Here is a 24,249-nt window from a genome sequence, read left to right as displayed (position 1 = left end):
CGATTGTTAAAGAACAGAAACAATGAAAAGCCAGTTAATCAATAAACGGGATATACCATTGACATATCCCACACCACCCCTCACTATGGATATACATCACGTATATCCATAGTGAGGTGCCCCATGGAAACTACCGTATTTCTCAGTAACCGGAGCCAGGCAGTCAGGCTGCCGAAGGCTGTCGCCCTGCCTGAGGACGTAAAAAAAGTCGAAGTTATTGCTGTTGGCCGCACCCGGATCATTACTCCGGCAGGAGAAGCCTGGGACAGCTGGTTCGATGGCAATGACAATAATGTCAGCGCGGATTTCATGAACGACAGAGAACAGCCAGCAATGCAGGAAAGGGACGCATTCTGATGCTGAAATTCATGCTGGATACCAACATCTGTATCTTCACGATTAAGAACAAACCGGCACATATTCGGGAACGTTTCAATCTGAATACAGGGCGAATGTGCATCAGCTCAGTGACCGTTATGGAGCTGGTATACGGAGCTGAAAAAAGTCAGTTCCCGGAACGTAATCTCGCGGTTATCGAAGGATTTATTTCGCGCCTTGACGTGCTGGATTACGACAGTGCCGCTGCCACACATACAGGTCAGATCAGGGCTGAACTTGCAAGGCAAGGGAAACCCGTCGGCCCTTTTGATCAGATGATTGCCGGTCATGCCCGCAGTCGGGGGCTCATTGTGGTTACAAATAATACGCGTGAGTTTGAACGTATCGCCGGCCTTCGACTTGAGGACTGGTGTTAAAAACAAACACATCCTCAAACAAAAAGTCAGGCAGAACGGAGAATATTCGCTGCCACCTCACCGGCCTGCTTAACTGAGCGGGGCCGGTGTAATGGAATACCCGCCTGTGTAACAACTATATTGAACAGTGCATCGCGGCGCTGCCGTTCCGGGCGAAGATGCGAGCGATCATCCAGCTCAATGATGGCTTTAACCGAAAAGTTACGTGCGTCAATGACAACAAAATCGCAGTGCCATTGAGAAATTTGCCGAAACAGGGAAAGTTTTCCCCTGCCCTTTATCCCTGGTCTGACCTGAACGACATCGACCAGCCTGACCTGAGCCATAACAAGCAGAGGACTGCCGGAGAAAGCAGCACAAAGCTGTCTGAAAAAAACGCGTTCCCGCTCTGTCAAAAACGGTCGTTGCTGATAGCACTGACGCTTTTTCAGAAGTATGGATGTACTAAAGCCATATCCTTTTCGTGATTTAACGGACCGGATCATCAGCAGTGCGACAAGAAATATCGCACCACACAGAAGAGTGATGTTCATTAAAAACCTGCTGAAAATGATTTACTGCCGCACTCCTGCTGCTGAAAGTGCAGGAGTGCATTTTAGAAAGGAAGGATTACAGAATATTGGCGATAGACTTCGCCAGCTGATCTTCGAGAACAGGTTTGGCTTCTTCGAATTTCAGATTAACTTTGTTAGCACTGGATACAATACGCGTCTGGTACTTATGCTGGTTGCCCGTTTCTGAGCTGGTCTGCACCTTGTAACCGGAGCGTCCCTGTTTAAGAGCTGCAATATTATCAGTGGTGACTTCTGCCTTTGTACGTTCGGCAATCTGAACATCGGTCACCATGGTATAGTTGATATCCTCAACCATCGCATCAGCAGCCATACCTACGAGGCCTGCAGCCAGTCCTACACCCAGCGTTGCACCTGCAGAATTTGAATTATAAGCAGTGATCCCTGCTCCCAAAGCAGCAGCCTGAAGGGCACCGCCGTAGCCGCGACTCAGGAAGCCCTGGGCTTCGCGCAGATCCATTTTATCTGCTTTAAGGACATTAGCCTGAATCCAGTAGTGCGCATCGGCAGGATTGTTCACTATACGATAGCCTTTAGCCTGTACCTGGCTGTTAATTTTGCCCTGCAGACCACTCATGTCCTTATCGGAAGTGTTTTTGATTTGCAGATAAACGGTACGCTCAGAGGAAGGTTCCAGCCAGATGGTTTCACTCATTTGAGTTTTAACTTCGAGGTTACGCTTTTTTACGGCGGTGGACATCGCTCCACATCCAGAGAGCATAAACGCCCCAAGAACCAGAGCGGCTGCAAATACTTTTGTTTTGTTTTTATGAGAAATGTTATTAGCGAGCATAATATTCCTTATTAAAAAGAAAACGATAACGGCCGTTATCCATCACAGAATAGCAACTGGAGGAACAAGAAAATTAATCGAAATTTTCGAGCAAACTGGTAAGTAAAACCTTACCAGTTAACAGTCAGATTCATTTAACTATCATCTGTCATGTGAGTCCCAGTGGTTATCCCAGGTAGTGTCATAGTGACTATGGTGGTTATCCCAATTATGGTGATGGTGATCGTCATAGAAATGGGAAGTCGTACCAAACACATCCCCATTAATATCAAAAGTGTCATTCATCATAGGTAAACCTGATGCTGGATTAACACCTGCTGATATTTCATCCATATGGTTATCAGAAAATGTGGACTTTCGATTTGACTGCAAGAAATCGCTTCCATAGATGTTGCCTGCAGAATCAAATGAGTTACTGATCATCGGCAATCCTGTTGCCGGATTAAATCCTCTGTTATCGGATTCAGACATCTTCCCATATGAACGAAATCTTCCCCACATATGAAATGAAACAACGCGAATAAATTCTCTCGGAAATAGTTTTCTCACCTTATAAGAAAAAATACATGTAAAAATCGCACCAGATAAAGCAAACACAGCCCCCGAAAAAAGGACAAATTGCAGTTCAAACCCAACAGAAACAGCGATAATGACCAAGGATACTCTGCAGGCATACAATATACATCGAGTTTTCAGCTGTTCTGATTTGGAAAAAATATCCGCTTCAGGTTCTATTTTCATAAGAATACGCTGAATGGAAGATATTTCCCCTAACTCGCCAACTGTAATAATTGCAGAGAAAAAGTGCACAGCCAGAAGACATACTAACAACCCCATAGCGTTATCACCGTAAACTATGGCTGCACAGATCGTCATAAAAAATGATACAGAAATGCAATATGCTGTTATCTGCACACCAAATTTGCAACTGGGCCATATACGTGGCTTATCATCTTTCCAGTTAAACGTTTTTAATTTTTCAATTAATTGTCCTGGCATAACTCTCTCTTCTTTTATTTATCCTTCCACTTTGCAGCATCCCTCAGACGTTGCATATTCTCTTCATCTTTGTCTGAATTCCAGGCATCTGATGGAGACAACGGCAAAGGTTTCTGCTTTTCTCTCTCCTGTGTCAGAGCCTCACCGAAAGCCTTTTCACTCTCCTTATGCTGCCCCGCGAGCGTGTTCCGTTGTGTATTCAGTTCCTGCTGAGATGATGCCATTTCCTGCTCATTTTTCAGCACCTGTGATCCCACAGTTTGACGGGTATCACGCACCTGTTTTTGGATCTGTTCTGTACTCTGAACCGATGCTCCGGAAGCCCGTTGTTGCATATCAGCAAAATTCTCTGCATACGCTCTTTTCAGGTCACTCTGCATATCCATGGTCGGCCCGACGCTGCCCATTCCTTCTGAAGCCCGCAACCGGTTTTCCCTGAATTCCTGCTCCAGTTGTGGTTTCAGTTTCTCATCCACAAACGCCTGAGCCAGTTGCTCCCGCTCAGCCCGCAGCGACGGGTCACCAGCATCGGTCAACACGGTAGTGGCACGCGCCGGAGCAGACTGGTGCACATAGTTAACAAACTCCTGGCTGTAGTTGCTGTTAATACTCGCACTGTTGTTTTCCGCATAACTGGCCATCTGTGCATATTCATGACTGCGGTTAAGTGCATCATTATACTGACGAATCTGACTCTGCAAATCACTCAGGTTACTGGCCAGCTGATTCGACAGGGATGACGAGGTGTTGTCGGTATGACTGCTGTTATCTGTTGTTCGATAGTTGTTAATGACATCCATCGCATCGCGCACATCTTTCGTTTCCTGCGCTGTCAGGCTACGATCATGTCCCGTTCTTGAACTGATATCCGAATTAATACCATGAGATGAACGATCCGAACCTTTATAACTGAAGTCCGTATGTGCTTTGAGACTGAGAAAACCAAACAGTCCGTCTTTCCCAGCACTTGCCGATACACCGGCAGTGAAATCGCCACTCTGTGACTTATCCAGCACCTCTGTAACCGCTTCGGAAGTACTGATGCCGGTACGTTTTGCCAGGGAATCCGCCACACTGTTCAGTTTGTTGATTGCCTGCGTCAGTGTGCTAGCCCGGCTGCTGTCAGCCCCACTCACCACGGTGTCGCTGTTACCCCGCTGCTGCGCCCACTGTGTCAGCTGGCTACCGACCAGCTGGCTGCCCAGACTGATGCTGTGACTGAGGCTCTGCACCTGGCTTTCCGCTTCACGCTGTTGCGCCTGGTAGCTGCTGCTGAGCATACGGCCAAACTGGATATCCGTGGCCAGACTGGAGATACCGGTTTTTCCGTCATGAACCACACTGCCTCCGGCGGTTCGGGTGGTGGTGGCACCACTGGCATGCTGGGTGAGCATCTGACCGTCGCGGAACGACTGGTTGGTATCCCATTTAAAACCGGAGACATTCTCCATCTGCATATTATTGAACGCCCAGGTACCGTCTGCCGCCTGCGAGGCCGCTGACGATGCCGTACTGTTGATGGAAGAACCCAGATAATTACCTGCCTGTGAAACCACGCGCCACAGACCAAACACCAGACCCGCAGCAATAAACGGGATGGCATTGGACAGCCATGCCGCCATCAGGCCGATATCGCTGTGGGTCTGTTGAATGCTGCTCAGGTTCGACAGTGAGAAATTCATCCCTTTTGTCTCACCTTTCAGGTAGAACGCCATAGCATAGTTCAGGATGGCATACAGAGGCGGCCAGCTCTGTAGATACACAAGGGAGAACACATACCCTTTCAGCACAGGCAGGGTCAGACCATGAATGGTCGCCAGCAGGATAATAATCGGGAACATCCCGACCAGCATGGCCATCAAAACAGTATGCATCACCGGTGTGAACGTTGCCGCCAGACCGCCTGATGCCGCCCAGCTAAGACGCATTTTACTGTTCGATGACTGGTCCGCCATATTCACCAGGCTGGCCACGTTCCCGCTGGCCGCCGTATGGCTGGTAATCCCCTGCTTCACCGCATTCATCACCACATTCTGGCGCAGAATTTCACTGGCATCCCGCCCGCCCTGATAGTAGAAGTTATAACTGTCTGCCATCATCATACCGAACAGCGTATCAGCACCGGGGCGTGGGCCGATAAAGCGGTTCACATAGTAATCCCAGGTCTTGCCGCCTTTTGAGGAATCCACCTTCAGCTCCCTCTTCAGCACATTGTTGGCCAGCGCTTCACAGGTATGGAATCCTGCAGCCGCCAGTCCATTGCCGTATGGCACAATCACGCCCCGCAGCGGGCTGGGTTTACGGAATATCAGCTCATACGGATCAGAGGAGTGCATCAGGTCGGCCATACTGTACTTGTTCACCAGCATGATATCCCCGATAACACACTGCTGGACATAGTCATTCAGCAGCATGGCCAGGTCGCCGTTCTGTGCCACCACGTCGGTGGTGTTGGCCATCAGCGTTGCGCCAAATAACATCCCGGTTTTGCTGTAGGCAACAGAATCCGGGGTATGGAATACAGCGTCATAAATCTTTGTCAGCGAGCCACCAATACTGGTAATAAACCGGAACGGCACCGACAGTCCTGTCGGTACATTATCCACCCGCAGCACCAGCGTCGGGTTGGTCATATCGATGATATGCACTGTACGTTTCGGGATAACCAGCACGCTGGTTATCAGAATGAACACCGCAAAGAACTTCAGTACCTCTTTCGGGTCATGACCCCGGATATAGACGAAGAACAGCGCGATGGCCGAGAAGAACCCTACGATATGAAACAAAGAGTCCCACGTGGATGAGCCAATGAGTGCGGCCACACCATTGAATGCCGCCTCAAAGAACTCCCCGCCGCTCATGACATAAATGGTATCTACCATGCTCATCAGTTGCCCCCGGTTGTCAGTTGCGCGGAAGAAACCGAGGTGTAACGCATGTTCTGTTCATAACGGCTCATCAGATGTGTGGACACCTGCTGACGCAGATACCCCATGCGCTGCTCCAGCTCCATCAGGGTGTTCGCTTTCACATCCACCTGCGCCTGCAGCCCTTCCAGCTGACGTGAGGCTTCCGAGAAATTCTCACGCAGCATCTTCATCTGCTCTTCCGGGAAGTTTTTGCTGCCCGCCTGCACGCGCGCCTGACTCAGCAGTTCATTCAGATACTGCAGCAGAATGTCGTAGGCGATGTAATCGGAGAGTGACGGGTAGAACGTGGATATATTCAGCATCTGCGGGTCAACCAGATAACGCAGAATAGGGACACTGGTGCTTTCAATAAATCCCTTTTCCTGGTTGGTCAGTGGGTCATCGCTACGCAGTTTGTCAGAAATATTCTTTATCATATTCTGTACGCGCTGATTCAGGCTGTTGCTCTGACTGACCGTCACTGTGCGGTTGCTGGTCTTCAGACAGTCCCCCGTGGATGTACATCCAAAAATCGTGGCCTGCCCCCCGTACATCAGGGCACGAATAAGTCCCTGATGGTTGGCCTGCGGTCCGATAAACTGGATTTCACCTTTATCATCAAAAATCAGTGTCCCGGTCACATTCATGACCAGCTCCATCAGCTCGGTGTTGCCGTTCATCATGCCGTTCTTCTTCAGGATCTCCCACATCAGGTTCTTGTTACGCATCACCTGGTCCTTCATGTTCTCCGGTGCTTTATCCAGCACCTTGTCCATCTGACCGCCTACGGTGCAGCCCTGGCGTGACGCCGCCCAGTCAGAGAACATGTTGGTTTCACCGGCAATGTCCTGGCAGATTTTCTGGGACTGAACGCTGTTTTTCGGCCACAGCCCACCAATGATGTCCTGTGCCGCCTGGCAGGATGAGACATTCATGTTATTGAGGTCGCTGGCCAGCTTCTGCATAAAATCTTTAACCTGCTTCATGCCCGGCACTGCCGTCTGCAGCGCAAGGTCGAAGAAATACCCTACGGCATTACCCATCAATTGCTTAATAAAGCGTTCGATCTGCTCACTGTTTACGAAGGAGAACGAGCCCAGATAGGCATCAATCCCGCCACAGCCGGCGGTGATTCGCGGAGGCGTGAAGGAGGCAATCTGCAGATTATTAACCTGATTACGAAGAAACAGGTTACCGCCCGTGGCATAGCCCGCAGCCTGCCCCTGCCAGACGGCCGCTCGCGTGGCATTACCTTCAAAGCCCAGTTTGTTGAAGAATTTATTCAGGTCAGTATTGACGTCAGCCTGTGCAGGCATAGCCAGCGCAGCGGCAACCAGGCATGACAACGTTACCCGCCGGAGCAGGAAAGAAGGTTTTTGGTTCATAATGGTAAGGAATTAATCAGGTAAGAAACGAAAGAAGGTGAGCTTAAAACTGCCACACTGCAGTGTTACCGGATGACGTTCTGTTTTCCCCTTCGTTTGCCAAAGATACGACAAATAGTGCCAGACACAATCGACAGCAACAGACCAGCAAAACCCATCAAAAGAGCCCCACAGCCTGACGCCCAGAAGATCCAGGGAACGATATACATCGTCAGATTCATAAGCGGCTTTAGTGCTGCATATTCCGCGATAATGGTGGGATCAGTGGCCATGCCTGCCGCCCCCGTATCACCGGTATGTACCCCGTATATAGCCTCAAACATTGCCCGCCAGAACCAGTCGCTTATCCCGCCGGCAATCAGAAGCACGCCGCCACATATTATCAACACGCTACACAGTTTTTCCGTGAATTCCCACGTCTGCATACTCTTCTTTCTTTCAGTAACCTCTTTCATTTGTTTGCTCCGTTTTTATGCTTTACTCCCGCTCGAGCAGCGAGCAAAAAAACCAGCGCCTCGTCAATACGCTGTTTCAGGGTCTGTTCATCAACGATACCGTACAGCAATGGCAGCGTTTTCAGGGTGTTCACCTCCACCAGAAATGCCGCCGGCGTGACCGGGCGCATATCACCCCACATATCCCGCACCACCGCTTCGGTAGCCGGAATGGCGTCCGGAAAAGAGACATCGCCCATTCCGTCGAGGGTATACGGAAAAACATCCAGCCCTATCTGCCTGGTCACTCTTTTCAGCAGTGGATCGAATTGCTGGCAGTAACCACAGCGCGACTGCATAAACAGCACTAGTTTGTAATCTTTCAGGTTCACCACCCGCCCGTCCGACAGGCGATAATCCCGGCGAGCAGGTTCGGCTGCATCACCGGCTACCGGAGATGTCGGTGATGCAACCTGAGAGGCTTTACCCGGCGATACCTTATGCGCTTCAAGCTGGCGCAGTTCATCCAGCGTGGATGCCTGTACGCCAGAGACTGCCAGTAACAGGGTAATTAATACGGCTTTTCGCATTTCATTGCTCCCCGGTAGGGACTGGCGAAATTTGCCACTTCTTCCAGGCATGGAGTGCAGCCAGTCCCAGGCCGGACAACCCCAGCGTCGCCCCGACGACAAATATCGCCAGCGCATCACGAACCAGCGTCATCTGATACAGGGCATACGCCAGTTCATCACTGACTGCCGATGCAGGCAGGGACAGCATACCGGCCAGATAAAACCAGATAACCGAGGCAACCATCAGCGCCATCCCCGGATACATCAGCAGATTTTCAGTAAAACGTTCGCGAGTCATACATCTCTCCGTGTTATTTACGAACGTGGCGCAAAATCTGTCGCCACACTTAAAAAACGCTTCATCAGGTCATCCTGCGTCATAAAACCGTACGCCAGAGGCTGATAACGCTCCGCACCCGGCTCGACCAGATACAGCGCCGGCAGATGAGTGACGCCGAGACGCTGTGACTGACCACCGTCAGGACGGGTCTGTGGCAGCACTTCACTGCGGGCACCGTCCATGCTGACCGGTATCAGGGCTATGCCATATTCCTCAGAGAAACGCTGCACCACCTTCGCCAGCTCGCTGTCCAGCGCATCATTCCCCCGGTAAAAGAAGAACAGCCCGTACTGACTGGCCAGTTGCCGAATGGCGTCCACCTGACGTGCCTGGTCAGCCTGCAGCTGCAGTGGCACCGTACTGTTGTAATGGCTGTACTGCAGGTTGTAATCCAGCTCGGGGTGAGCCAGCAGGGATTTGGTAGCCACCGCGCTGAAACGGCTGGCCTGACTTGTCCAGAAGTTCTGCATCTTCATATACGCCGTGAAGTTCTCCACAGTCGGATACAGAATGGCGGTATTGAGGCGGTCTTCCGTCATTCTCTGCAGCACCTTCATCTGGGTGGAAGGCGGCAGAGAGGTCAGCGGTACCGATGGTTCCGCCGGTAACTCATTCTCTTCCGGCGTGACCGGTTCGTTATACCAGTGCCAGCCCACGATGGGGTCATCCACATAGGTTCGCACCGGTTCACGTTGTGCCCATGCCTGACCTGAAACAAGCAGATTCATCGAGATAACAAGCCCTAAAATGACAGGTTTCATATCACTGCCCCTTGCCTGAAGACTGCTGCAGGGCAGATGCCACCTGTTCTTTCACCCGCTCCGCCAGTTCGCTGTCGGACGGAATGGTCGTGCCGGCATTCAGGTCACTGTAGAAGTTGCTGAAGTCCATCCGGTCAAACTTCAGGGACTGCAGTTCATCCACTGTAATACCGCGACAGTCAGGATTTTTCCCGCTGCCAAACCCAATCCCCAGCTGTCCCTTACGTCCCTGCGCCTGCACGATTTGCGCCAGTTTCGAGTCAAACTGACAGTAGGCTTTTTTCTTCTGCAGACAGACGCCGAGCACTTTCTTCGAGCAGTAGGTCCCGACATAAACGGTCAGTAACTTCTCTTTGGCTTTTCCCAGCGCTTTCTCTTCGCTGTCACAATGTGCCAGGCCAATACCCTGCCCCCATCCGGAGTCCTTACAGCAGTTACTGAAGCCGGCAATGGCCATCCGGCACGCTTTGGGCTCACCGGTAAAAGCCCTGACATTGACGTCATTCATCCCGGCCACATCTTTTGCGGCAGCCGTTACCGCAGCAAGTGCTGAGACCGCCTTACCGAAACCGTCAGAGGAATTATTTTGAATGGCATCACACTCCCCGTTCGCGCAGACCAGCTGACCATTGCACAGCTGCGCTTCTCCGCTGACCTTCTTCTCACAGGAGAACACCACCTCTTCCTGCAGGCAGGCACTGCCGTTTTTCTCCTGACAGGTCGTGCGGGACACCGTACAGGCAGGATTTTTCATATACACATCACAACTGCCATTATCCGCTTCCTGACTCAGATAAGTGTCCTTCCAGGCCCAGCAGTCGCTGTAAACGGTGTAATTTTTACCTCCCACGCTGACCACCCGGTTCCCGCCGGCTTCCGTACACTGGCTCCCCTGCAGAACTTCTTCTGATTTGTCGAACGGACAGGATTCGGTCCATTCCACTGTTGGCACCCAGGTTTCTGTCTTAACCTTAATCAGCAGGCGCAGTTTCAGTTGCACATGTCGTTTGAATGAGAGACGGCCGGAGCCATCCCTGACATTCGAGGGATGCGATGAAATAAAGGGGACGCCAGCAGTCAGTGATGACGGCACTGGTGTAAAGCGGACATTCTGAAAATTTCCTTTCTGATGCCAGGCAATACTGGTCCCCAGCACAGAAATGGTCATATGGAAGCGTGGTTTATTGCCACTGTTATTCTGCCAGGAATAATAGGCTTCCACGATTTCGCCACTGATATGGGGCGTCACCGTTGCCACAATATTCCCGTTACTGTTCTGAAATGGCTGGTCGTACATCTCATACTCCACCCATTCAGTACGATAACTTTCCTCAAACCGGCCGCCGATATGCGCTTTTCGCGTACAGGACAGCTCCACAGCAGGCGTTCGCTCACAGACATGAGAAGTGATTTCGGTTTTATTCACATTCACCGTCTCACACTTGTCATAAGTCCCGTTAGTGATGATGTCTGCCTTGTCCTGAATATCGAACCCGCCACTGAGGAAGGGGGCATCCATGGAAATAGGGTCCTTCGGCCGATTCATAATCACCTCCGATGTCAGCTTCCCCACCTCAGAACTGTTCAGCGCCCCGGCACCGGCGCTCTCCAGGCTGGCAGAGCCGGAAGACGTCACGCCGCCATAATGCCCGGTCTCTGGCGGATTATCGGTATAACCCGGGATTGTCTCGTCCGGACGGAAATTATTCAGTACACCAGTGCTACTGCCCTTCAGACTGTCTGCAAACTGCTTGCCCGGCGTATATTTATCACTGGCCTGCAACCCTGTTCCGAATGTGACCAGCGCAGCCAGTACCACCACAATGGCTCGTTTCATCGCTCACTCTCCCTGAGAATCGCCTCCGCCACCGATGCACATTCTCCCTCCTTCGAAATCCGTTCAAGTGCCGCTTTCAGGCGGATATTGCCGCGTATCACGTCGTATTTTTGCCCGCAGGTCACCACCAGGGCCGGGACCGTCGTGATGGCATATTTCGCGAACTGCGTCGGATCAATCTGTACGCCACCGCTGTTCTTCTCTCTGGCCACCCGGAACACCGCATTCGCCGTTTTACGAAAGTCATTGTCGATAAGTCCATTGACCAACGCAGGGATACCGAGCGCCCGCGCCTCCGGCAGCATACGCATCAGCCCTTCTTCGGGAATGGAAAACGACACAAAATAGAGCGCGCGCGGGGCTGGCTTTCGACGCTGTGATGCCATCTGCGACTTGCCTGAAAGTCCCTGAATCCAGGCATCATGCTGTTTCCCCGGCACTGGTTGTTGCAAAAATTCCGGCACATTCGCCTGTCTGCGCCGGATATCATCCTGGTCTCGCAGGGATTCAATAAAAACCGCACTGTCCTGCGAAGCACAGACAATGCCGGGTGACAGCATGCAGGTCATCGCTATGCTGCAGACAGAGACAATCTTCCACACAGTAATACTCCTGATTAAAATTTACGGAAAAACAGTCAAACGCAGAGGGATATGATGTTATTCAGAAAGAAGTGCCTTTTTATGGCGCTGATATTCATTGCTGGCAGCGCCGGCTTTATTGCATTCAGAAATGCCGGAACAACAGAGCATCCTGTTCAGATAATGTCATCCGGGCCAGTTAAGCCTGACAACTCACTGCTGACACACCGGATAATCATGACAGACCAGCATTATGGTCTGACTTCCGATGCAGAAGTTCAGGCTGCTTTATCAAACTCTCAGTTTGTGCTTTCGGAAATAAAGAAACAGTGTTCATCAACCAGAAATACAGGGCAGTTTTTGCAGTGCGCCAACAACATTCTGGGCGAGCATTTTTCTTACCAGGAAACCGCCCTCGCCTCAGCGGGTTATTCGCGAAAGATTTCAGACTGTGACCTGAATGTTTATTTGTTACTTGATGCAGCAAAGTTACTGAACCGGCAAATAAATATTGCTTATGCACCCAGACATGCGTTTATTGCTTACACCGACGAGAATGGTCTGCCGCAGTTCTGGGAAACCATTGAACCAGATAATCATGGACAGCCGGCAGAACTATGGACATCTGCGTATGCCAAAACGCTGCATCCTTTTTTCTACACACCACAACCTGAAAACAAGGTTGAGGATATATACCGGTTATTTATATCAGACAAGCTGTCTGAGAATGAACGAACACGTCTGATTTCCGTTCTGGATGAAACATTGCATGATAATCCACTCTATCTCAGTGCATATTATGGCAATAAGAAAAATATCAACCGGGAGGATGTAAATCACCTGCTCTATCTTCTCCAGAAAGATACATACTCCTTTGATAAAAAAATCATTGCAGCGCGTTTCTTTAACAAGAACGAAAACCATCAACAAGCAGAACAGTTACTTAATTCAATCCCCGAACATCAGTGCACTGAAAAGTGTCTTGAGGAAAAAGCAAAATACTCCATCAAACACAAAATATTTTACCATGTTGCTAACAACAGCAATTACAAATCAGAATACATCATTAAAGAAACAGCCAACTCAATCAGGAATGCACTGATTTATTCATCTTTATTTTTCTTTATTCTTATAATACTTCTCTGCAGAAAAGAAATAGCAGAAAAATATAATCACAATCGCCGGGGAAGTGGACATCATATCAAGTGAAAATGACGTATTAATCAGTTCTTCTGCATTATCGTACAAAACATATGCAGAATAATAACTAAAAAGTGTCGGAGCCAGGAGTCGGGTATGCAGCCAGATAATCATCTTCCAGCATATTCGCTCCCCTGGCCAGCCTCTGTATAGCCCAAGAGACACACATGATATTCCGATACATGTTGTATAAGGCATCATCACAAACAACACCCCTGTAAAATCCCCCATAATCTCTCCCTGCCCAAAAACACGAAACCGGGCGGGAGACTGGACCATAAAGAGATCATATGCCCAGCAGGCTAATCCGACCACAAATCCCCAGGCTGTCAGCATATCCAGCCATTTCAGTATCGTTTTTACTGTCATTTTTCTACTCACAAAAACACGCAGTTACGTTTACGCCAGATCAGGTAGCCGTAGTTCTTTTTGGTATTGGGGGACGCATGACCGGCCTCCCAGGCCATCACCGTCCGCCCGAACGGGTGACAGGCTTTCGTATCCGGGTGCATGTTCACCATCTGATAGCGAAAACGGTCTTTCGGCATAATCGGGGACGGATATTCCCAACAGATTTTCCGGTCTTCACCAATGCTGTTGAGGATCATCCCCTGACGGTGCAGTTTGAACGCCATGCGTTCTGATAACAGCACCGATGACTGCTGCGGGCTGAATTCATCTGAAATAAACCCGGTAAACGGATACAGACTGCCGTGTGAGCCGGCACACCAGAACAGCGCATTGATGGGTTTACCTTTCACTGTTTTGATGGCATCGGCCGCGCAGGCTCCCTGCGCAATGGGATTGGCCACGACCAGCGCCTCCGGTGATAAAATCAGCGCCAGCGCATCATCATCCCAGGTCGGATCAAGTTCAGAGAGATAACCGATATCAAGATCGCCTGACTGAAGGCAGGCCATGGACATAATGATGTTCAGCCAGTATGTCAGCGGATATTTGTACCAGTGTACATGGTAAAAACCGCCCGATACCGGTCTGTCCTCCTGCCCCGCCCCCCCTGCCCCGACCTTGCCGACCGGAATATTGAAGCCGCCCAGATTCACCATACAGTACGGGGAACGGGTCACGTCCGTCAGCGCAAAAGGCTCCCAGTAACCGATAGCCATGCCAATTCGCTCAAAAATTGGTGGTGGCATCGGGCAGAACTGTATGGGCATGGAAGGATTTTTTGTATCCGGCGCATCCCCGTCGAACACGGAAACGTCACCGATGGTCATCGGGAAAGTGCACTCCCAGCATATATCGCTGATCGGGTTTACAAAGTTCCCGTCACACATCTTGTCCTTGTCTTCGGCCTGCGCATTTCCGGACAACAGCCCCAGTGCAATCAGACCAGCCAGCACCGTTTTTCGCATCATGGTGACACCTCCGGCATGGCCGCCGAGGTCACGACCAGCGTGTTTCCGTCCTGGCGTACAACTGCCGGTATCCATGTCAGCCCGAACCGGTGGCTCAGCGTGCCGTCCTGGTCAAAGTAAATCCGCGTGTTCAGCGCCTGTGTCGCTTCCCGGATATTTCCCTTCACCAGTATCACTTTCCGGTTCAGCTCCACCGGTTGTTGCTTCAGCCAGTCCGTCTGGCGCTTGTCATCCGCATCCAGGAAATACAGCGGACCGGGCAGGGAAACGGTCTCCAGCGGATTGATACGCTGCCCCTTACGGGCAAACAAGCGGCCATTCTGATCGGCCATATCCGCCGCCACGCTCACCGTCGGATCTACCCGGTGGGTATGTGACTGCGTATCGGTCTGCAGGCCCGCCACCGGTGCCGGACGCAGCGTGTTCTGCACCACCCTTTCCTTAAACTGCGTCTGCATGTCAGCCAGCTCCCCGCTGGCCTCCATATTTTTCAGGCGCTGCTTAATCATCGACAGCATGCTCTGCTCCTGTACAGGCCAGAGGTCGCCCTGTACGCCCAGATCCTTCGCGGCCAGAGGCAGGCTGATCAGCAGGCCACACCACATCCACTTCACTGCCACCTCCGGTACTGGCGCCCCTTAATCTCCTGAACTTCCTGGCACCCCACGCATTTCCTGACTCCAGGTATCAGCCTGCGGCGCTCTGCCGGAACGGGGGCGCCACATTCCTCACACTGCGTGGCACTGACTCCTGTCAGTTGCTGGCGGATCTGCTGTATCCGGCTTGTCTCCAGCATGTCCATATGGACCAGGTAACGTTCGATATCATCGGCCATCGTCTATTTCCCCTCCGCCATTTTTTCTGCAATCGCCTGCTGCACAACCGGGGTGATGTCTTCGGCCCCCCCCACCACCGCCGGGGCCACGATAATGACCGCCCGGTGTTCACGCTGGTATGCCGTCAGGCTGTCGGATAACGCTGTGTTGAAACGGGCTGTCAGCGCCTTTATCTGAGCCTCATCCAGTGACTGCGTTGCGGCCTGCGCCATAAAGCTGTTCACCGTCCCCGCCATATCAAAACTGACCATGACCGGCTGACGCCACTCTGTCAGTAACAGGGATACCGACGCATTCAGCACGATTATACCCGCCACCACACCGGCGACAGACTTCAGATAACGACGGCGACGGGAGCATTTAGCAGGGGGTTTTTCCGGTGTACCGGCAGAGGAAATCAGTGATTGTGTTTTATCCATTCCGTTAGTGTCTCCATTTCCTGCGGGAACTTGCGCCAGGCCAGTTCCCCGATGATGTCGTGGATATCCTTGCCGGCACGCAGTCCGGCTTCACGGTAGTCAAAATCTTCACCGTCAGACGAGAACATCACCCGGCTGATGGGATCGAGCAGCAGACGGTGGAAAGAAACCTGCCCGCCGTAACGCAGCATAAAGGCACTGAAGTGTGCCTCACGGGCCGCCGGAAAGCCCTCGATGACCTCCCGCTCAAAGCGGTTAAACTGGTCCGGGTTATCCAGGCAGTATTTACGGAACGCATCGCGGTTCTGACGCAGAATGATTTTGAAGGAGGAATTCGCCCAGGCTGCTTTCGCCGCGCCACTGGCTTTCTGCCCGTCGAAGTCTTCAATTCCCTGGGTGATGGTGATATAGGCCCCGTTGTATTTACGCGCCGTACGATACCCGTTCTCGATAAAGTCTTCGGCCCGCTTGTTGTCCTTCGACAGCAGCTTCCAGGCCTCATCGATCAGACAGACCTTGTGCTGCTGACGGTCGGAGAGATACATCCGCTGCTCGACGTAAATCATCATCGAGAACATCACCGCGGCCAGCAGGTCAGGCTTGTCCTTCAGTTCGCCCATCTCCAGCACGGAGAAACGCACATTGTCATCCAGTGACGGTTTTTTACTGTTGAAGTACTCGCCATAAAGCCCCCAGGAGCAGTACTTTTCCAGACCGACGATAATCTCATCCATGCGCGAGCGCACGGTGGTGGTGTCGCGGTATTCCGGCTGTTCCAGCGCTTTCCGCATGTAGTGCACGATATCGTCAATCCGGGCCGTGTTTTTCTTCTGGTCCCAGACATCCTTAACCGCTTTCAGCAACAGCGACATAAATGTGTCGTCGCAGTTACCGGACGGGTTAGCCAGCACGACCAGCAGGTTACGGATACTCTCGGCGGATGCTTTAATGTCATTAATGTTGGCAAAGGGGTTGAAGCGCAGGTCGAGCGCATTCAGGTACACCCCGCCCACATTACGGCAGAGCCCCTTGTAGGAGTCGCCCATATCAAACACCCAGGCCCGGCCACCGCTGTCCAGCACCTGACGAATGATGCCCTGCATCAGGAACGATTTACCGCCCCCGGAGGTACCGGTGACGGAGAGGTTGTTGTTATCCGTATCCAGCCCTGCATTGCGGTCGAACAGGTTCAGGAAAGAGAGCTGATTGCGGTAGGACGGTATGGGCAGCCCCTGCAGACAGACCTGGTTATCCGCCACCACCGGCAGGATATTGGCCACATTGCTGGCCCGCGCCCGCTGAATGGCATTCGAACGACAGATATCGCTCCACAGCCCCTCCGGCATCATGAACGGGAAAACGGAGAGGTAATTACGCAGTTGCATAAACTCCGGCATGTACATCGACAACCCGTTACGACGGAAGGTGTTCAGCACCGCCATCTCCGTTTCCAGCGCCACTTCGTCCTTATCGTCACAGAACAGCGTGACGTTGAAGTAAAAGCGCGCCAGTGAGTCCTGGTTGGTACTGAGGGATTCACGCAGGCCGCCCCACTCTGCAGCCTGTTTTTTCACTGATGGCACAAATTTCGCAAAAGGCGAGTTCGCCTTTTTGTCCAGCTGGATGAATTTACGGTTGGCCTCCCGCTGGGTACCGGCCTGATCTTCCACTTCCAGCGCCAGCGTCATCACAAACGGGCAGGAAATGGAGCACAACGGATCGGTCACATTGCTGATGTTGTCCCCCATCTGCCACAGGGCATACGGCTTCTCCGGGTTCTTCTCCAGCATAAAATTCAGGATACGAGTACGTTCCCGCTCTCCCCCGCGCCGGGACTGCAGGCTCTGCTCTATCCGGTCCGGATGCAGCATCAGCCGCAGGGAGCGGTCGACACATTCAGTGTTCAGCGGTTCAAACTCCGCCACATTACCGGCCGGTGGCTCAATATTGCCGTGGCGGAAATTCGCCAGTTCGCGCACGAGTGAGACCAGCCCCTTTTTATCCACTCGCTTCGACCACAGCCCTGCCGACGCCAGGCCGGCCACCACCCGGTTGGCCACCTGGTTCAGCTCCGTCTTTTTCTGCTCCGTCAGGCTGCCCGCCTCTTCGGCATACGAGACAAACAAACGGTAATGGCGCAGCGCCAGCGGGTACCCTTTCTTGTTGGCGAACTGCGTCAGCGCCGCCCGCTCATAGTAGGCGCGGGTAATCGCGTTAAATTCATCCGCTCGCTTCCCCTGCCAGCGGAAGTCTGCCAGCCCGTGCTCCAGCATCGGGCGTACACACTGAGACCCCACGAGGGCGAACGTCAGCGGGATTTTGCGGGGAATTTTGTCCCGCAAAAAATAATCCAGCGACTTGCTGATAGCTTCGTTGGCCCCGGACAGGGGCCGGCATTCGAGGACAAAACCGGCGGTTTTTGCATTGATAAACAGCTCGGTGTCCGGGTCGTACTGACGATACGGCAACAGACTGGCGAAAGAGGGATAGTCCATCTCATCAAGAATTTGCCGGGCCTGCTGGCTGCCGTCCGGTTTTTTCCAGCCGCCCATGAGTTGCGACAGCAACACCTGCCAGCCTTTCACTTCAGGTTGTTCATGGGGTACTTTCTCCGTCACCCTTTCACCTCCTGGTGCTGCCAGCGGGCAGGCTTCACCTCAAAAGACACGACAGACGGCTGATGCCAGACCGCCTGCTCATCGATCCAGGCCGCTATCCACATCCGTGCCGTTGTGGACGGCAGTCGAACGGGACGCGCCATCCCGATATCAGACCAGGCAGGGGAAACCTGAGCGCCAGCGGAAGTGACGGCGACGAGCCCTGTTCCCGCCACGTTCCCCCGGGACGGATTGCGGGATGTTGCCCCCGGAGTTACAGTCGCTGCGACGGGTTTTGTCACAGACGACACGCCAGCAGTCGTGGCGTTTTCCTTAACCACCGGCACAGCAGCCAGCGGTGGCAATGTGCGGCGGCCCTCAGTTTTTTTCCCTTTCTGATTTTCGGTCATGGCCCGGGCCTTGTTATTCGCCTCGTCCATCGTCATACAGCCATTGCTGGCTGTGGCATTGCAGTCAAACTCGCTTTTCATGCCAGCGCAGCCTGTCAGTATCAGGCCACTGGCAAGAACCATCAGTAATGCAGGTTTCATTGTCATTGTCCTCCGCTCTGGCCCGCCGACTGCGGGACTGCATCCCCCAGATTCAGTTCCCGCAGCATCTGCTGTGATACCTGAATGCCGTTATCCACCACGGCTTTCGCCTGCTGTGCCGGGCGGGACTTTTTGTCCTCATCCGTGTACTTCAGCTGAAAGCCTTCCTGAAACACCACCGTCACTTCCGTTCCTGCACCAACCGGGATGACAGGGTGATACTGTTCGGCACGTTTGATGTAATAATCGCTCAGGGTTTTACCGACCTGAGACGCACCGCCACCCAGCGCACCGTTCATCACCGTACTGCCAGAGACAGAGGCCACAGCGCCGGCACCCGGTGTCTCCTGACCAATTTTGGCCACACCGCTGCCGATACCGTCCACTGCTCCCGCCGCAAACGCCCAGCCGATAATTTTGCCATTGCGCATCACCGGCTCACCTTTGATACCGTTCTTGCCCTGGAAAGAGACGTGTCCCTTGAATGGCATATCAATCACCCCCTCATCCTTATGGCAGGACAGCCGGTCTGTACGAACCAGTGCGCGCTCACTGGAAATGTCACCATAGGCCCCGGCAGTCACCATGCAGCCGGTCAGGTCATAGGTTTTATCATTGGGCATTCTGACCAGGCCGGTCAGACGGAACTGCATAGGGGACGGATCGCTGTTGCCGGTGACAGAGGCATTCGCATCCGCCCCTTCAATCACCACAGCCGGTGCAAAACTGGCAGACGGAATATAAGGCAGAAGCGGCTTCTCGCTGACAGCAGATATATCACCGTAATCCACCGTCATTGAGGACAGACCTTTTTTCGGCTGTGGCGTCACCTGATACTGTGTGACAGGTGCCAGGTTATTCACCTCACCACCGGCTCCCGGCTGATAAAACGCCGTCGGCGGCGGAACAGAAGAACCGGTGCCAAAAGAAGGAACCGGTTGTCCTGCGGGTAATTCAGGGCCGGCACTCTCTTTCATGGCCTCCTGTTCAGCCCGCAGAATGGCCAGTTCATTCTCCTGTTCTTCAATCTTTGCCCGGTAGTCCTGCTCCCGCTGCTCCATCTTCGCCAGACGGGACTCAAAGGATTTGAGCTTTTTCTCCGCCTCGCTGGCGGTATGCTGAATATCCGCCACCGCGGCATCTGAGACTTTCTTGTCAAACGTCTGAGACACCACGCCGGTCATATTGGGTGGCGGTGCTTTCTGCTGCGTCTGTGCTGCTTTCCCGGAAGACTTGACCGTGGACATATACCAGGCGCCCCCGCCAACAGCACTGATCCCAAGTGCAATCAGGGCCAGGCGCAGGTTTTGTTTGCGGCGAACCTGCTGATTGACATTAGCCACCGTTCACCTCCTCCTGCCCCACCGTCACCCAGACTTCCGCGCTGGCACCGGGAAGCAGTGTTTCTGCCCACGGTGATATCAGCACACTGCGCACGCCAGGCGCACTGAAGAGACGCTCCGGTAAAGCCCTTGCCTCAGACTGACGGTTACTGACCCGGTAGCGGTACACCCGCAGGGCATCACCACTCCACATCGTCTCCGCCCGGAGCGTCAGACCGGCAGGAAGTGAAAACACCGGCTCACCGACAACCGGCGAGGCCACATACCCCGGCGGTACTTCCCCGCGCAGCAGAGCTTTCTGCACATCAACCAGCAACGCCACATAATCGTGGCTGCGCTCCCAGGGTCCAGCCGCCTTCTGGCGGACCGGACGGTCACTCATCAGATGCACCACCCGCCCGTCCCGTGCCTGCGGTTGCCCGATGACCGACACCACCAGGCCACCTTCCGTGCGGACATAAAATGTGAACGGGGTCGTTTTCTCCGTCATCAGCACAACCCCCCCGTTCGCCATGCCTGTCTGTCCGTAGTCCCCGGCATTCGTGAACGTCCCCTGCGCACTGTCCACCGCCACAATACGGTCGCCCGGCACAACCAGCAGGTTGGGCTGGGTATTGCTGAGCGCGATCCGCGCCTGCGCATCCGGGCTGACCGGCACTCTGACCGGCAACTGTGCGGACGGCGCAGCCTGTACACCACAGGCCAGACCACACAGCAGCGCAACGGCACTCAACCGCCTCTGCCAGTTACTGTGCAGGTTTATCTTTTTCATTCACCAGTTCCTTAAATGACCTGATTGTTGTCATGCCATCCCGGTAGCCCAGCTCCAGCCGGTACGCTTTTTCTTCCGGCAGGGCTTCCCGCTTACCTATCCACGTTTTGAGAGTCCCGCGAAAATCCACTACACCGGCCTTCGGGTACACATCAATGCCCGTCATGTAAAACGCCGAACTGACGTTATTGGTAATGATCTGGCTGGCCTCACCGTCCAGGATCTCTTTCATCTGCGGACGTGCAGCCGTATCGAAGTAACGCAGTAATGCCTGATGCTGGGCTTTAATCGACTCCGGCGTGACGTTAAGCCGCAGGAACATCAGCGATTCCGCTACCTGCTGCAGATAGCTGGCATCTGCCACGTTACGGGAGAGCGAAAACGGCTGGTTAAAAAACATCGGGATATAGGTTTCTTTTTGCCCCCGCTCCAGGTCTTCAATACGCAACCAGGCGAGAACGTTGGCGGACAGGCTCAGTCCGAGGAAAAACAGCAGAATGACGAACATCAGGGATGTGAACTTCAGGGCTGAGCGATGGGCGCTCAGATCCATATGCCCCTCCTTAGTTACTTAAGCCACAGCCGCCAGGCCGATTCCGGCAGGACCTTAAACTGTCCGTTCAGTCCGGGCAGGTGCCAGTAACACATGTTAAAAAGCCAGGAAGTGCCCTTCCCTTTTTTGAAATGGGTCAACGCAAACCAGAACAGAAGACCAATAATCAGTCCGGCCAGACTCTGGTTGAAGTAAATCCCGACACAGGCCGGTGTCAGGCCAACAGACGCCTCATCGAGAGGTATTCCGATGAGGCGTTTCTGTTCGGTCAGCGTCTGAGGAAAGATGTAACGATCTTCCACTTCACCGCTCATTGACCGTCCTTTTTACTGTCAGGGGGCAATCATGCTGAAAATAACTTTGGTCACCACGATAAACACCGGGATCAACACAAACGTGGCCGGGTTGTGGTTACGCAGATAAAGCATGAAGACCAGGAAAACTTCCGCAATCATGAAGTAATACATCATGGTGGAGTCTTCACCGAAGGTTGCCTCCACATCGGCCTTACCAGCAGACGCCAGGTCTGTGGCCTGCGCCATGCCCTGTGCAGCCAGCCAGAGAGCCAGCGGCGCAGCGACATATTTCACCAGGGCTTTACCGGAGCCTTTTCCGACAGCATTCAGGCAACGTGATAACAGACCCGGTTTACTTTTTTTCTCAGCCTGAGAAAGCCCATCATTCATCACAGCGATTTCTGCCATAAAAATTCCTCTTTGACGGTTAATTAATATGGGCGGAATTGCCCCGTGAATAACCGCGCACAGTGATTCACAGTCCAACTCCGCACCGCTCCGGGCACGCTACCGCCCTCGGGTGCAAATCCGATCGTAGTCGCGATATACGACCTGCGGGCTGCAGAACGCCCTGCCCGTAAATAAATGGACATGCGAAATGCGAAGGACTTCTTCCGGAGCCAGGGCAAAAGGAGAACGCTGATATTTAAACTCCCGCTACGGAAAAAATAGAATTTGTTTCTATGCAAAAAGTTAGTGCATTAATTATCTTTGGGTAAAAGGATCTCCCAGTAAACCTCTTTAATATCCTGTGTATGTTTAAGGCTATGAGCCAATCGAATCATAGCCTCATGTCTAATTTTTCTGCCGGACCGCCTAGCGGCTTCATGCAAACGCTGCCTGGTCACCTCACTCATAGAGATAGAAATAGATTTTTGCCTGGTATGACTATTCTGCATATAACCCCCAACTGCACAGAGTGTAGGGGTATTGTTTCAGAAAAAAATCAATTGCGAAACGGGTACACCTGTACCCCCTATTTTCACGTCTCAGAATAGGTCATTTGACGGCGACTCAACTTTTAATATTCTTGAATGCTCTCGCTTTTGAATTGATTTAGGTATATATCTCTCCCAGCCATATAGCCCAGAAATATAGAGAAAGTTGTTAAGCGTGTGAACACTCAGCAACTTAAAAGCTCTGTTGATATACTCGGCTGTATTCTTCAGGCTCCTGCCTGTCAAAATAGATATTTTTCTGTATGAATTCCCCATTAAACACATCCAAAGGGTTTCCCATTGCTGCTCACTTACAATATCTAAGGGGTTAACATCATCAAAAAAGGAAACTGGCTTTTCAAGCATAGTATCAACTGAAACAGATCTCCCGGAAAAACAATCGTAAGGTGAAAAGCTCAATCGCCTTAGAGCATAAATATCAGAGATTTTAGTTATAGTAAAAACCTTGCTCTTAAATACAAAAGGTTCTGTAATAAACAAAAGAGGAGTGAAATAAGATTCGGTGATGAATAAATTAATTTCGAGACTCATTACGCGAACTTGTTTGCGAGAAACAAATCGACGAATCCTTTCACACTTTCGTTGAAAAGATATCGTCATGAGATTGAGTTCACGATCTGTCTTACCAGATAAACTGTGTTCTTCTGATTTAAATATTAGCGGTATATGTCGTGAATGCTCAAGATATCGACCATCTGCGTCCTTAATGAACCACGGAAGAGAGTTCTGCATATAATGCAGCAAGAAAAATGAAGAAAGATCTTGAGATCCAGGTCTGAGATCAATAGAGTTATGTTCAGCCATGACTAGTTACTCCTAAGATAGGCTAGATTATGGTTAGTTCTGGCAGCGGGAGGGCTATCCCCTGCCAGAACGACTTCTTAAATTTTCAATATTTAATGATGAATTAACGTCACCATCAAGCTTATTACAAATTTTATCAAACGATGATCGGCAGTTCAATACAATATTATTTACAACAATCCTATTTTTCACGTCCAGGAAATACTGACTGCATCGTCTCTTTTATCTCTTCCCTGAATCTGGAGATCAAGTCCTGATAATTTTTTCTGGAGTCTTCTTTTATTTCGTTTAAATCGAACATATAACTCAGAATATACTGCGAGGCCATTCGACTCTTCATGCATTCTTCCAGTAAACGCTGACGGAATAATTCATCATCCGTTAATCCACCATTTCGTTCTTCTTCCTCTTCCCGCTTCTTAATCTGAAGAGTTACACGCAATCCTACTTCCAAAAGTTCAGAACACACACTCGACATATTGGCATCGGCTGGGCTGGCCCCCTCAGCTATACGTTCGTCCACAATATTACGGATTTCATCCAGAGTTTTTTGTTTCAGATATACATTTTGTCTTGGCATGAAAATAACCACTCACTGTCTG

At 51.9% G+C, this 24,249-nt stretch carries 28 protein-coding genes; 3 read left to right on the top strand and 25 right to left on the bottom strand.

What is annotated here, in order from left to right:
* Nucleotides 1-123 precede the first annotated feature (123 nt).
* Complete coding sequence (gene vapB / locus AACS05_RS00510; RefSeq protein ID WP_045450006.1) at nt 124-357, top strand: toxin-antitoxin system antitoxin VapB; 234 nt, start codon at nt 124-126, stop codon at nt 355-357.
* Nucleotides 357-755, top strand: coding sequence for a type II toxin-antitoxin system tRNA(fMet)-specific endonuclease VapC (gene vapC / locus AACS05_RS00505; protein WP_045450005.1), 399 nt, complete (start codon nt 357-359; stop codon nt 753-755). The genes vapB and vapC overlap by 1 nt, the downstream gene beginning before the upstream one ends.
* 26 nt (nt 756-781) lie before the next feature.
* On the opposite strand, the gene AACS05_RS00500 is transcribed toward vapC, so the two are convergent.
* The 11 genes from AACS05_RS00500 to trbC all read right to left on the bottom strand — a co-directional run bounded on the left by AACS05_RS00500 (nt 782) and on the right by trbC (nt 11,959).
* The gene (locus AACS05_RS00500) at nt 782-1,288 is read right to left on the bottom strand and encodes a DUF2726 domain-containing protein (protein ID WP_223307041.1); all 507 of its coding nucleotides are present in this window, start codon (nt 1,286-1,288) and stop codon (nt 782-784) included.
* Between the two features lie 76 nt (nt 1,289-1,364).
* Nucleotides 1,365-2,120, bottom strand: a complete 756-nt coding sequence (gene traT / locus AACS05_RS00495) for a conjugal transfer complement resistance protein TraT (protein WP_081918251.1) — start codon at nt 2,118-2,120, stop codon at nt 1,365-1,367.
* Nucleotides 2,121-2,261: 141 nt separating this feature from the next.
* The gene (locus AACS05_RS00490) at nt 2,262-3,119 is read right to left on the bottom strand and encodes a hypothetical protein (RefSeq protein ID WP_045450004.1); all 858 of its coding nucleotides are present in this window, start codon (nt 3,117-3,119) and stop codon (nt 2,262-2,264) included.
* Nucleotides 3,120-3,133: 14 nt separating this feature from the next.
* Entirely contained in the window at nt 3,134-6,007 is a 2,874-nt protein-coding gene (traG, locus tag AACS05_RS00485; protein WP_045450003.1) for a conjugal transfer mating-pair stabilization protein TraG, read from the bottom strand.
* Nucleotides 6,007-7,413, bottom strand: a complete 1,407-nt coding sequence (gene traH, locus AACS05_RS00480) for a conjugal transfer pilus assembly protein TraH (protein WP_045450002.1) — start codon at nt 7,411-7,413, stop codon at nt 6,007-6,009. The genes traG and traH overlap by 1 nt, the downstream gene beginning before the upstream one ends.
* A 65-nt stretch (nt 7,414-7,478) precedes the next feature.
* A complete protein-coding gene (locus AACS05_RS00475; RefSeq protein WP_045450001.1) occupies nt 7,479-7,868 on the bottom strand; it encodes a hypothetical protein in 390 nt (129 codons plus the stop codon).
* The gene (trbB, locus tag AACS05_RS00470) at nt 7,865-8,437 is read right to left on the bottom strand and encodes a type-F conjugative transfer system pilin assembly thiol-disulfide isomerase TrbB (protein ID WP_045450000.1); all 573 of its coding nucleotides are present in this window, start codon (nt 8,435-8,437) and stop codon (nt 7,865-7,867) included. The genes AACS05_RS00475 and trbB overlap by 4 nt, the downstream gene beginning before the upstream one ends.
* 1 nt (nt 8,438) lies before the next feature.
* Nucleotides 8,439-8,717, bottom strand: coding sequence for a hypothetical protein (locus AACS05_RS00465; protein WP_045449999.1), 279 nt, complete (start codon nt 8,715-8,717; stop codon nt 8,439-8,441).
* A gap of 17 nt (nt 8,718-8,734) precedes the next feature.
* Nucleotides 8,735-9,520 carry a type-F conjugative transfer system pilin assembly protein TraF gene (traF, locus tag AACS05_RS00460; protein ID WP_045449998.1) on the bottom strand — a complete coding sequence of 262 codons (786 nt, stop codon included), beginning with the start codon at nt 9,518-9,520 and terminating at the stop codon, nt 8,735-8,737.
* Nucleotide 9,521: 1 nt separating this feature from the next.
* Complete coding sequence (traN, locus tag AACS05_RS00455) at nt 9,522-11,357, bottom strand: type-F conjugative transfer system mating-pair stabilization protein TraN (RefSeq protein ID WP_045449997.1); 1,836 nt, start codon at nt 11,355-11,357, stop codon at nt 9,522-9,524.
* Nucleotides 11,354-11,959 (bottom strand): type-F conjugative transfer system pilin assembly protein TrbC, encoded by a 606-nt coding sequence (gene trbC / locus AACS05_RS00450; RefSeq protein ID WP_223307040.1) that lies wholly within the window; start codon nt 11,957-11,959, stop codon nt 11,354-11,356. The genes traN and trbC overlap by 4 nt, the downstream gene beginning before the upstream one ends.
* 81 nt (nt 11,960-12,040) lie before the next feature.
* Between trbC and AACS05_RS00445 the strand changes: the two genes are divergently transcribed.
* On the top strand, nt 12,041-13,147 hold the full coding sequence (locus AACS05_RS00445) for a hypothetical protein (RefSeq protein ID WP_223307039.1): 1,107 nt from the start codon (nt 12,041-12,043) through the stop codon (nt 13,145-13,147).
* A 368-nt stretch (nt 13,148-13,515) separates the two neighbouring features.
* Here the strand turns inward: AACS05_RS00445 and traU are convergent, their stop codons facing one another.
* From traU to traM, 14 genes are all read right to left on the bottom strand, one after another.
* Nucleotides 13,516-14,514 carry a conjugal transfer pilus assembly protein TraU gene (gene traU, locus AACS05_RS00440; RefSeq protein WP_223307048.1) on the bottom strand — a complete coding sequence of 333 codons (999 nt, stop codon included), beginning with the start codon at nt 14,512-14,514 and terminating at the stop codon, nt 13,516-13,518.
* Nucleotides 14,514-15,131, bottom strand: a complete 618-nt coding sequence (traW, locus tag AACS05_RS00435; RefSeq protein ID WP_081918250.1) for a type-F conjugative transfer system protein TraW — start codon at nt 15,129-15,131, stop codon at nt 14,514-14,516. Before traW ends, traU begins: the two co-directional genes overlap by 1 nt.
* Nucleotides 15,128-15,352: a TraR/DksA C4-type zinc finger protein gene (locus AACS05_RS00430; RefSeq protein WP_045449994.1), complete on the bottom strand. Its 225-nt coding sequence runs from the start codon at nt 15,350-15,352 to the stop codon at nt 15,128-15,130. Before AACS05_RS00430 ends, traW begins: the two co-directional genes overlap by 4 nt.
* Nucleotides 15,353-15,355: 3 nt before the next feature.
* Nucleotides 15,356-15,772, bottom strand: a complete 417-nt coding sequence (gene trbI, locus AACS05_RS00425) for a type-F conjugative transfer system protein TrbI (RefSeq protein WP_081918249.1) — start codon at nt 15,770-15,772, stop codon at nt 15,356-15,358.
* A complete protein-coding gene (gene traC, locus AACS05_RS00420) occupies nt 15,751-18,324 on the bottom strand; it encodes a type IV secretion system protein TraC (RefSeq protein WP_045450044.1) in 2,574 nt (857 codons plus the stop codon). Before traC ends, trbI begins: the two co-directional genes overlap by 22 nt.
* Before the next feature lie 62 nt (nt 18,325-18,386).
* A complete protein-coding gene (traV, locus tag AACS05_RS00415; RefSeq protein ID WP_045449993.1) occupies nt 18,387-18,920 on the bottom strand; it encodes a type IV conjugative transfer system lipoprotein TraV in 534 nt (177 codons plus the stop codon).
* 2 nt (nt 18,921-18,922) lie between these two features.
* Complete coding sequence (traB, locus tag AACS05_RS00410) at nt 18,923-20,263, bottom strand: F-type conjugal transfer pilus assembly protein TraB (protein ID WP_045449992.1); 1,341 nt, start codon at nt 20,261-20,263, stop codon at nt 18,923-18,925.
* Nucleotides 20,256-21,035 (bottom strand): type-F conjugative transfer system secretin TraK, encoded by a 780-nt coding sequence (gene traK / locus AACS05_RS00405; protein ID WP_045449991.1) that lies wholly within the window; start codon nt 21,033-21,035, stop codon nt 20,256-20,258. The genes traB and traK overlap by 8 nt, the downstream gene beginning before the upstream one ends.
* On the bottom strand, nt 21,010-21,588 hold the full coding sequence (gene traE / locus AACS05_RS00400; RefSeq protein ID WP_045449990.1) for a type IV conjugative transfer system protein TraE: 579 nt from the start codon (nt 21,586-21,588) through the stop codon (nt 21,010-21,012). Before traE ends, traK begins: the two co-directional genes overlap by 26 nt.
* A 14-nt stretch (nt 21,589-21,602) precedes the next feature.
* A complete protein-coding gene (traL, locus tag AACS05_RS00395; protein ID WP_045449989.1) occupies nt 21,603-21,902 on the bottom strand; it encodes a type IV conjugative transfer system protein TraL in 300 nt (99 codons plus the stop codon).
* Between the two features lie 18 nt (nt 21,903-21,920).
* Nucleotides 21,921-22,292, bottom strand: coding sequence for a type IV conjugative transfer system pilin TraA (locus AACS05_RS00390; RefSeq protein ID WP_045449988.1), 372 nt, complete (start codon nt 22,290-22,292; stop codon nt 21,921-21,923).
* Between the two features lie 293 nt (nt 22,293-22,585).
* On the bottom strand, nt 22,586-22,741 hold the full coding sequence (locus AACS05_RS00385) for a TraY domain-containing protein (RefSeq protein ID WP_071829097.1): 156 nt from the start codon (nt 22,739-22,741) through the stop codon (nt 22,586-22,588).
* A 132-nt stretch (nt 22,742-22,873) separates the two neighbouring features.
* Nucleotides 22,874-23,647, bottom strand: a complete 774-nt coding sequence (locus AACS05_RS00380; protein ID WP_045449987.1) for a hypothetical protein — start codon at nt 23,645-23,647, stop codon at nt 22,874-22,876.
* Nucleotides 23,648-23,828: 181 nt separating this feature from the next.
* Nucleotides 23,829-24,227, bottom strand: a complete 399-nt coding sequence (traM, locus tag AACS05_RS00375; RefSeq protein WP_071829096.1) for a conjugal transfer relaxosome DNA-binding protein TraM — start codon at nt 24,225-24,227, stop codon at nt 23,829-23,831.
* Nucleotides 24,228-24,249: the final 22 nt, after the last annotated feature.

This window comes from Citrobacter sp. S-77, assembly GCF_963864895.1.
GTDB classification, from domain to species: domain Bacteria; phylum Pseudomonadota; class Gammaproteobacteria; order Enterobacterales; family Enterobacteriaceae; genus Citrobacter; species Citrobacter murliniae.
The sequence above is the reverse complement of the archived record's forward strand: the minus strand, read 5'-3'. Positions and strand labels throughout refer to the sequence as shown.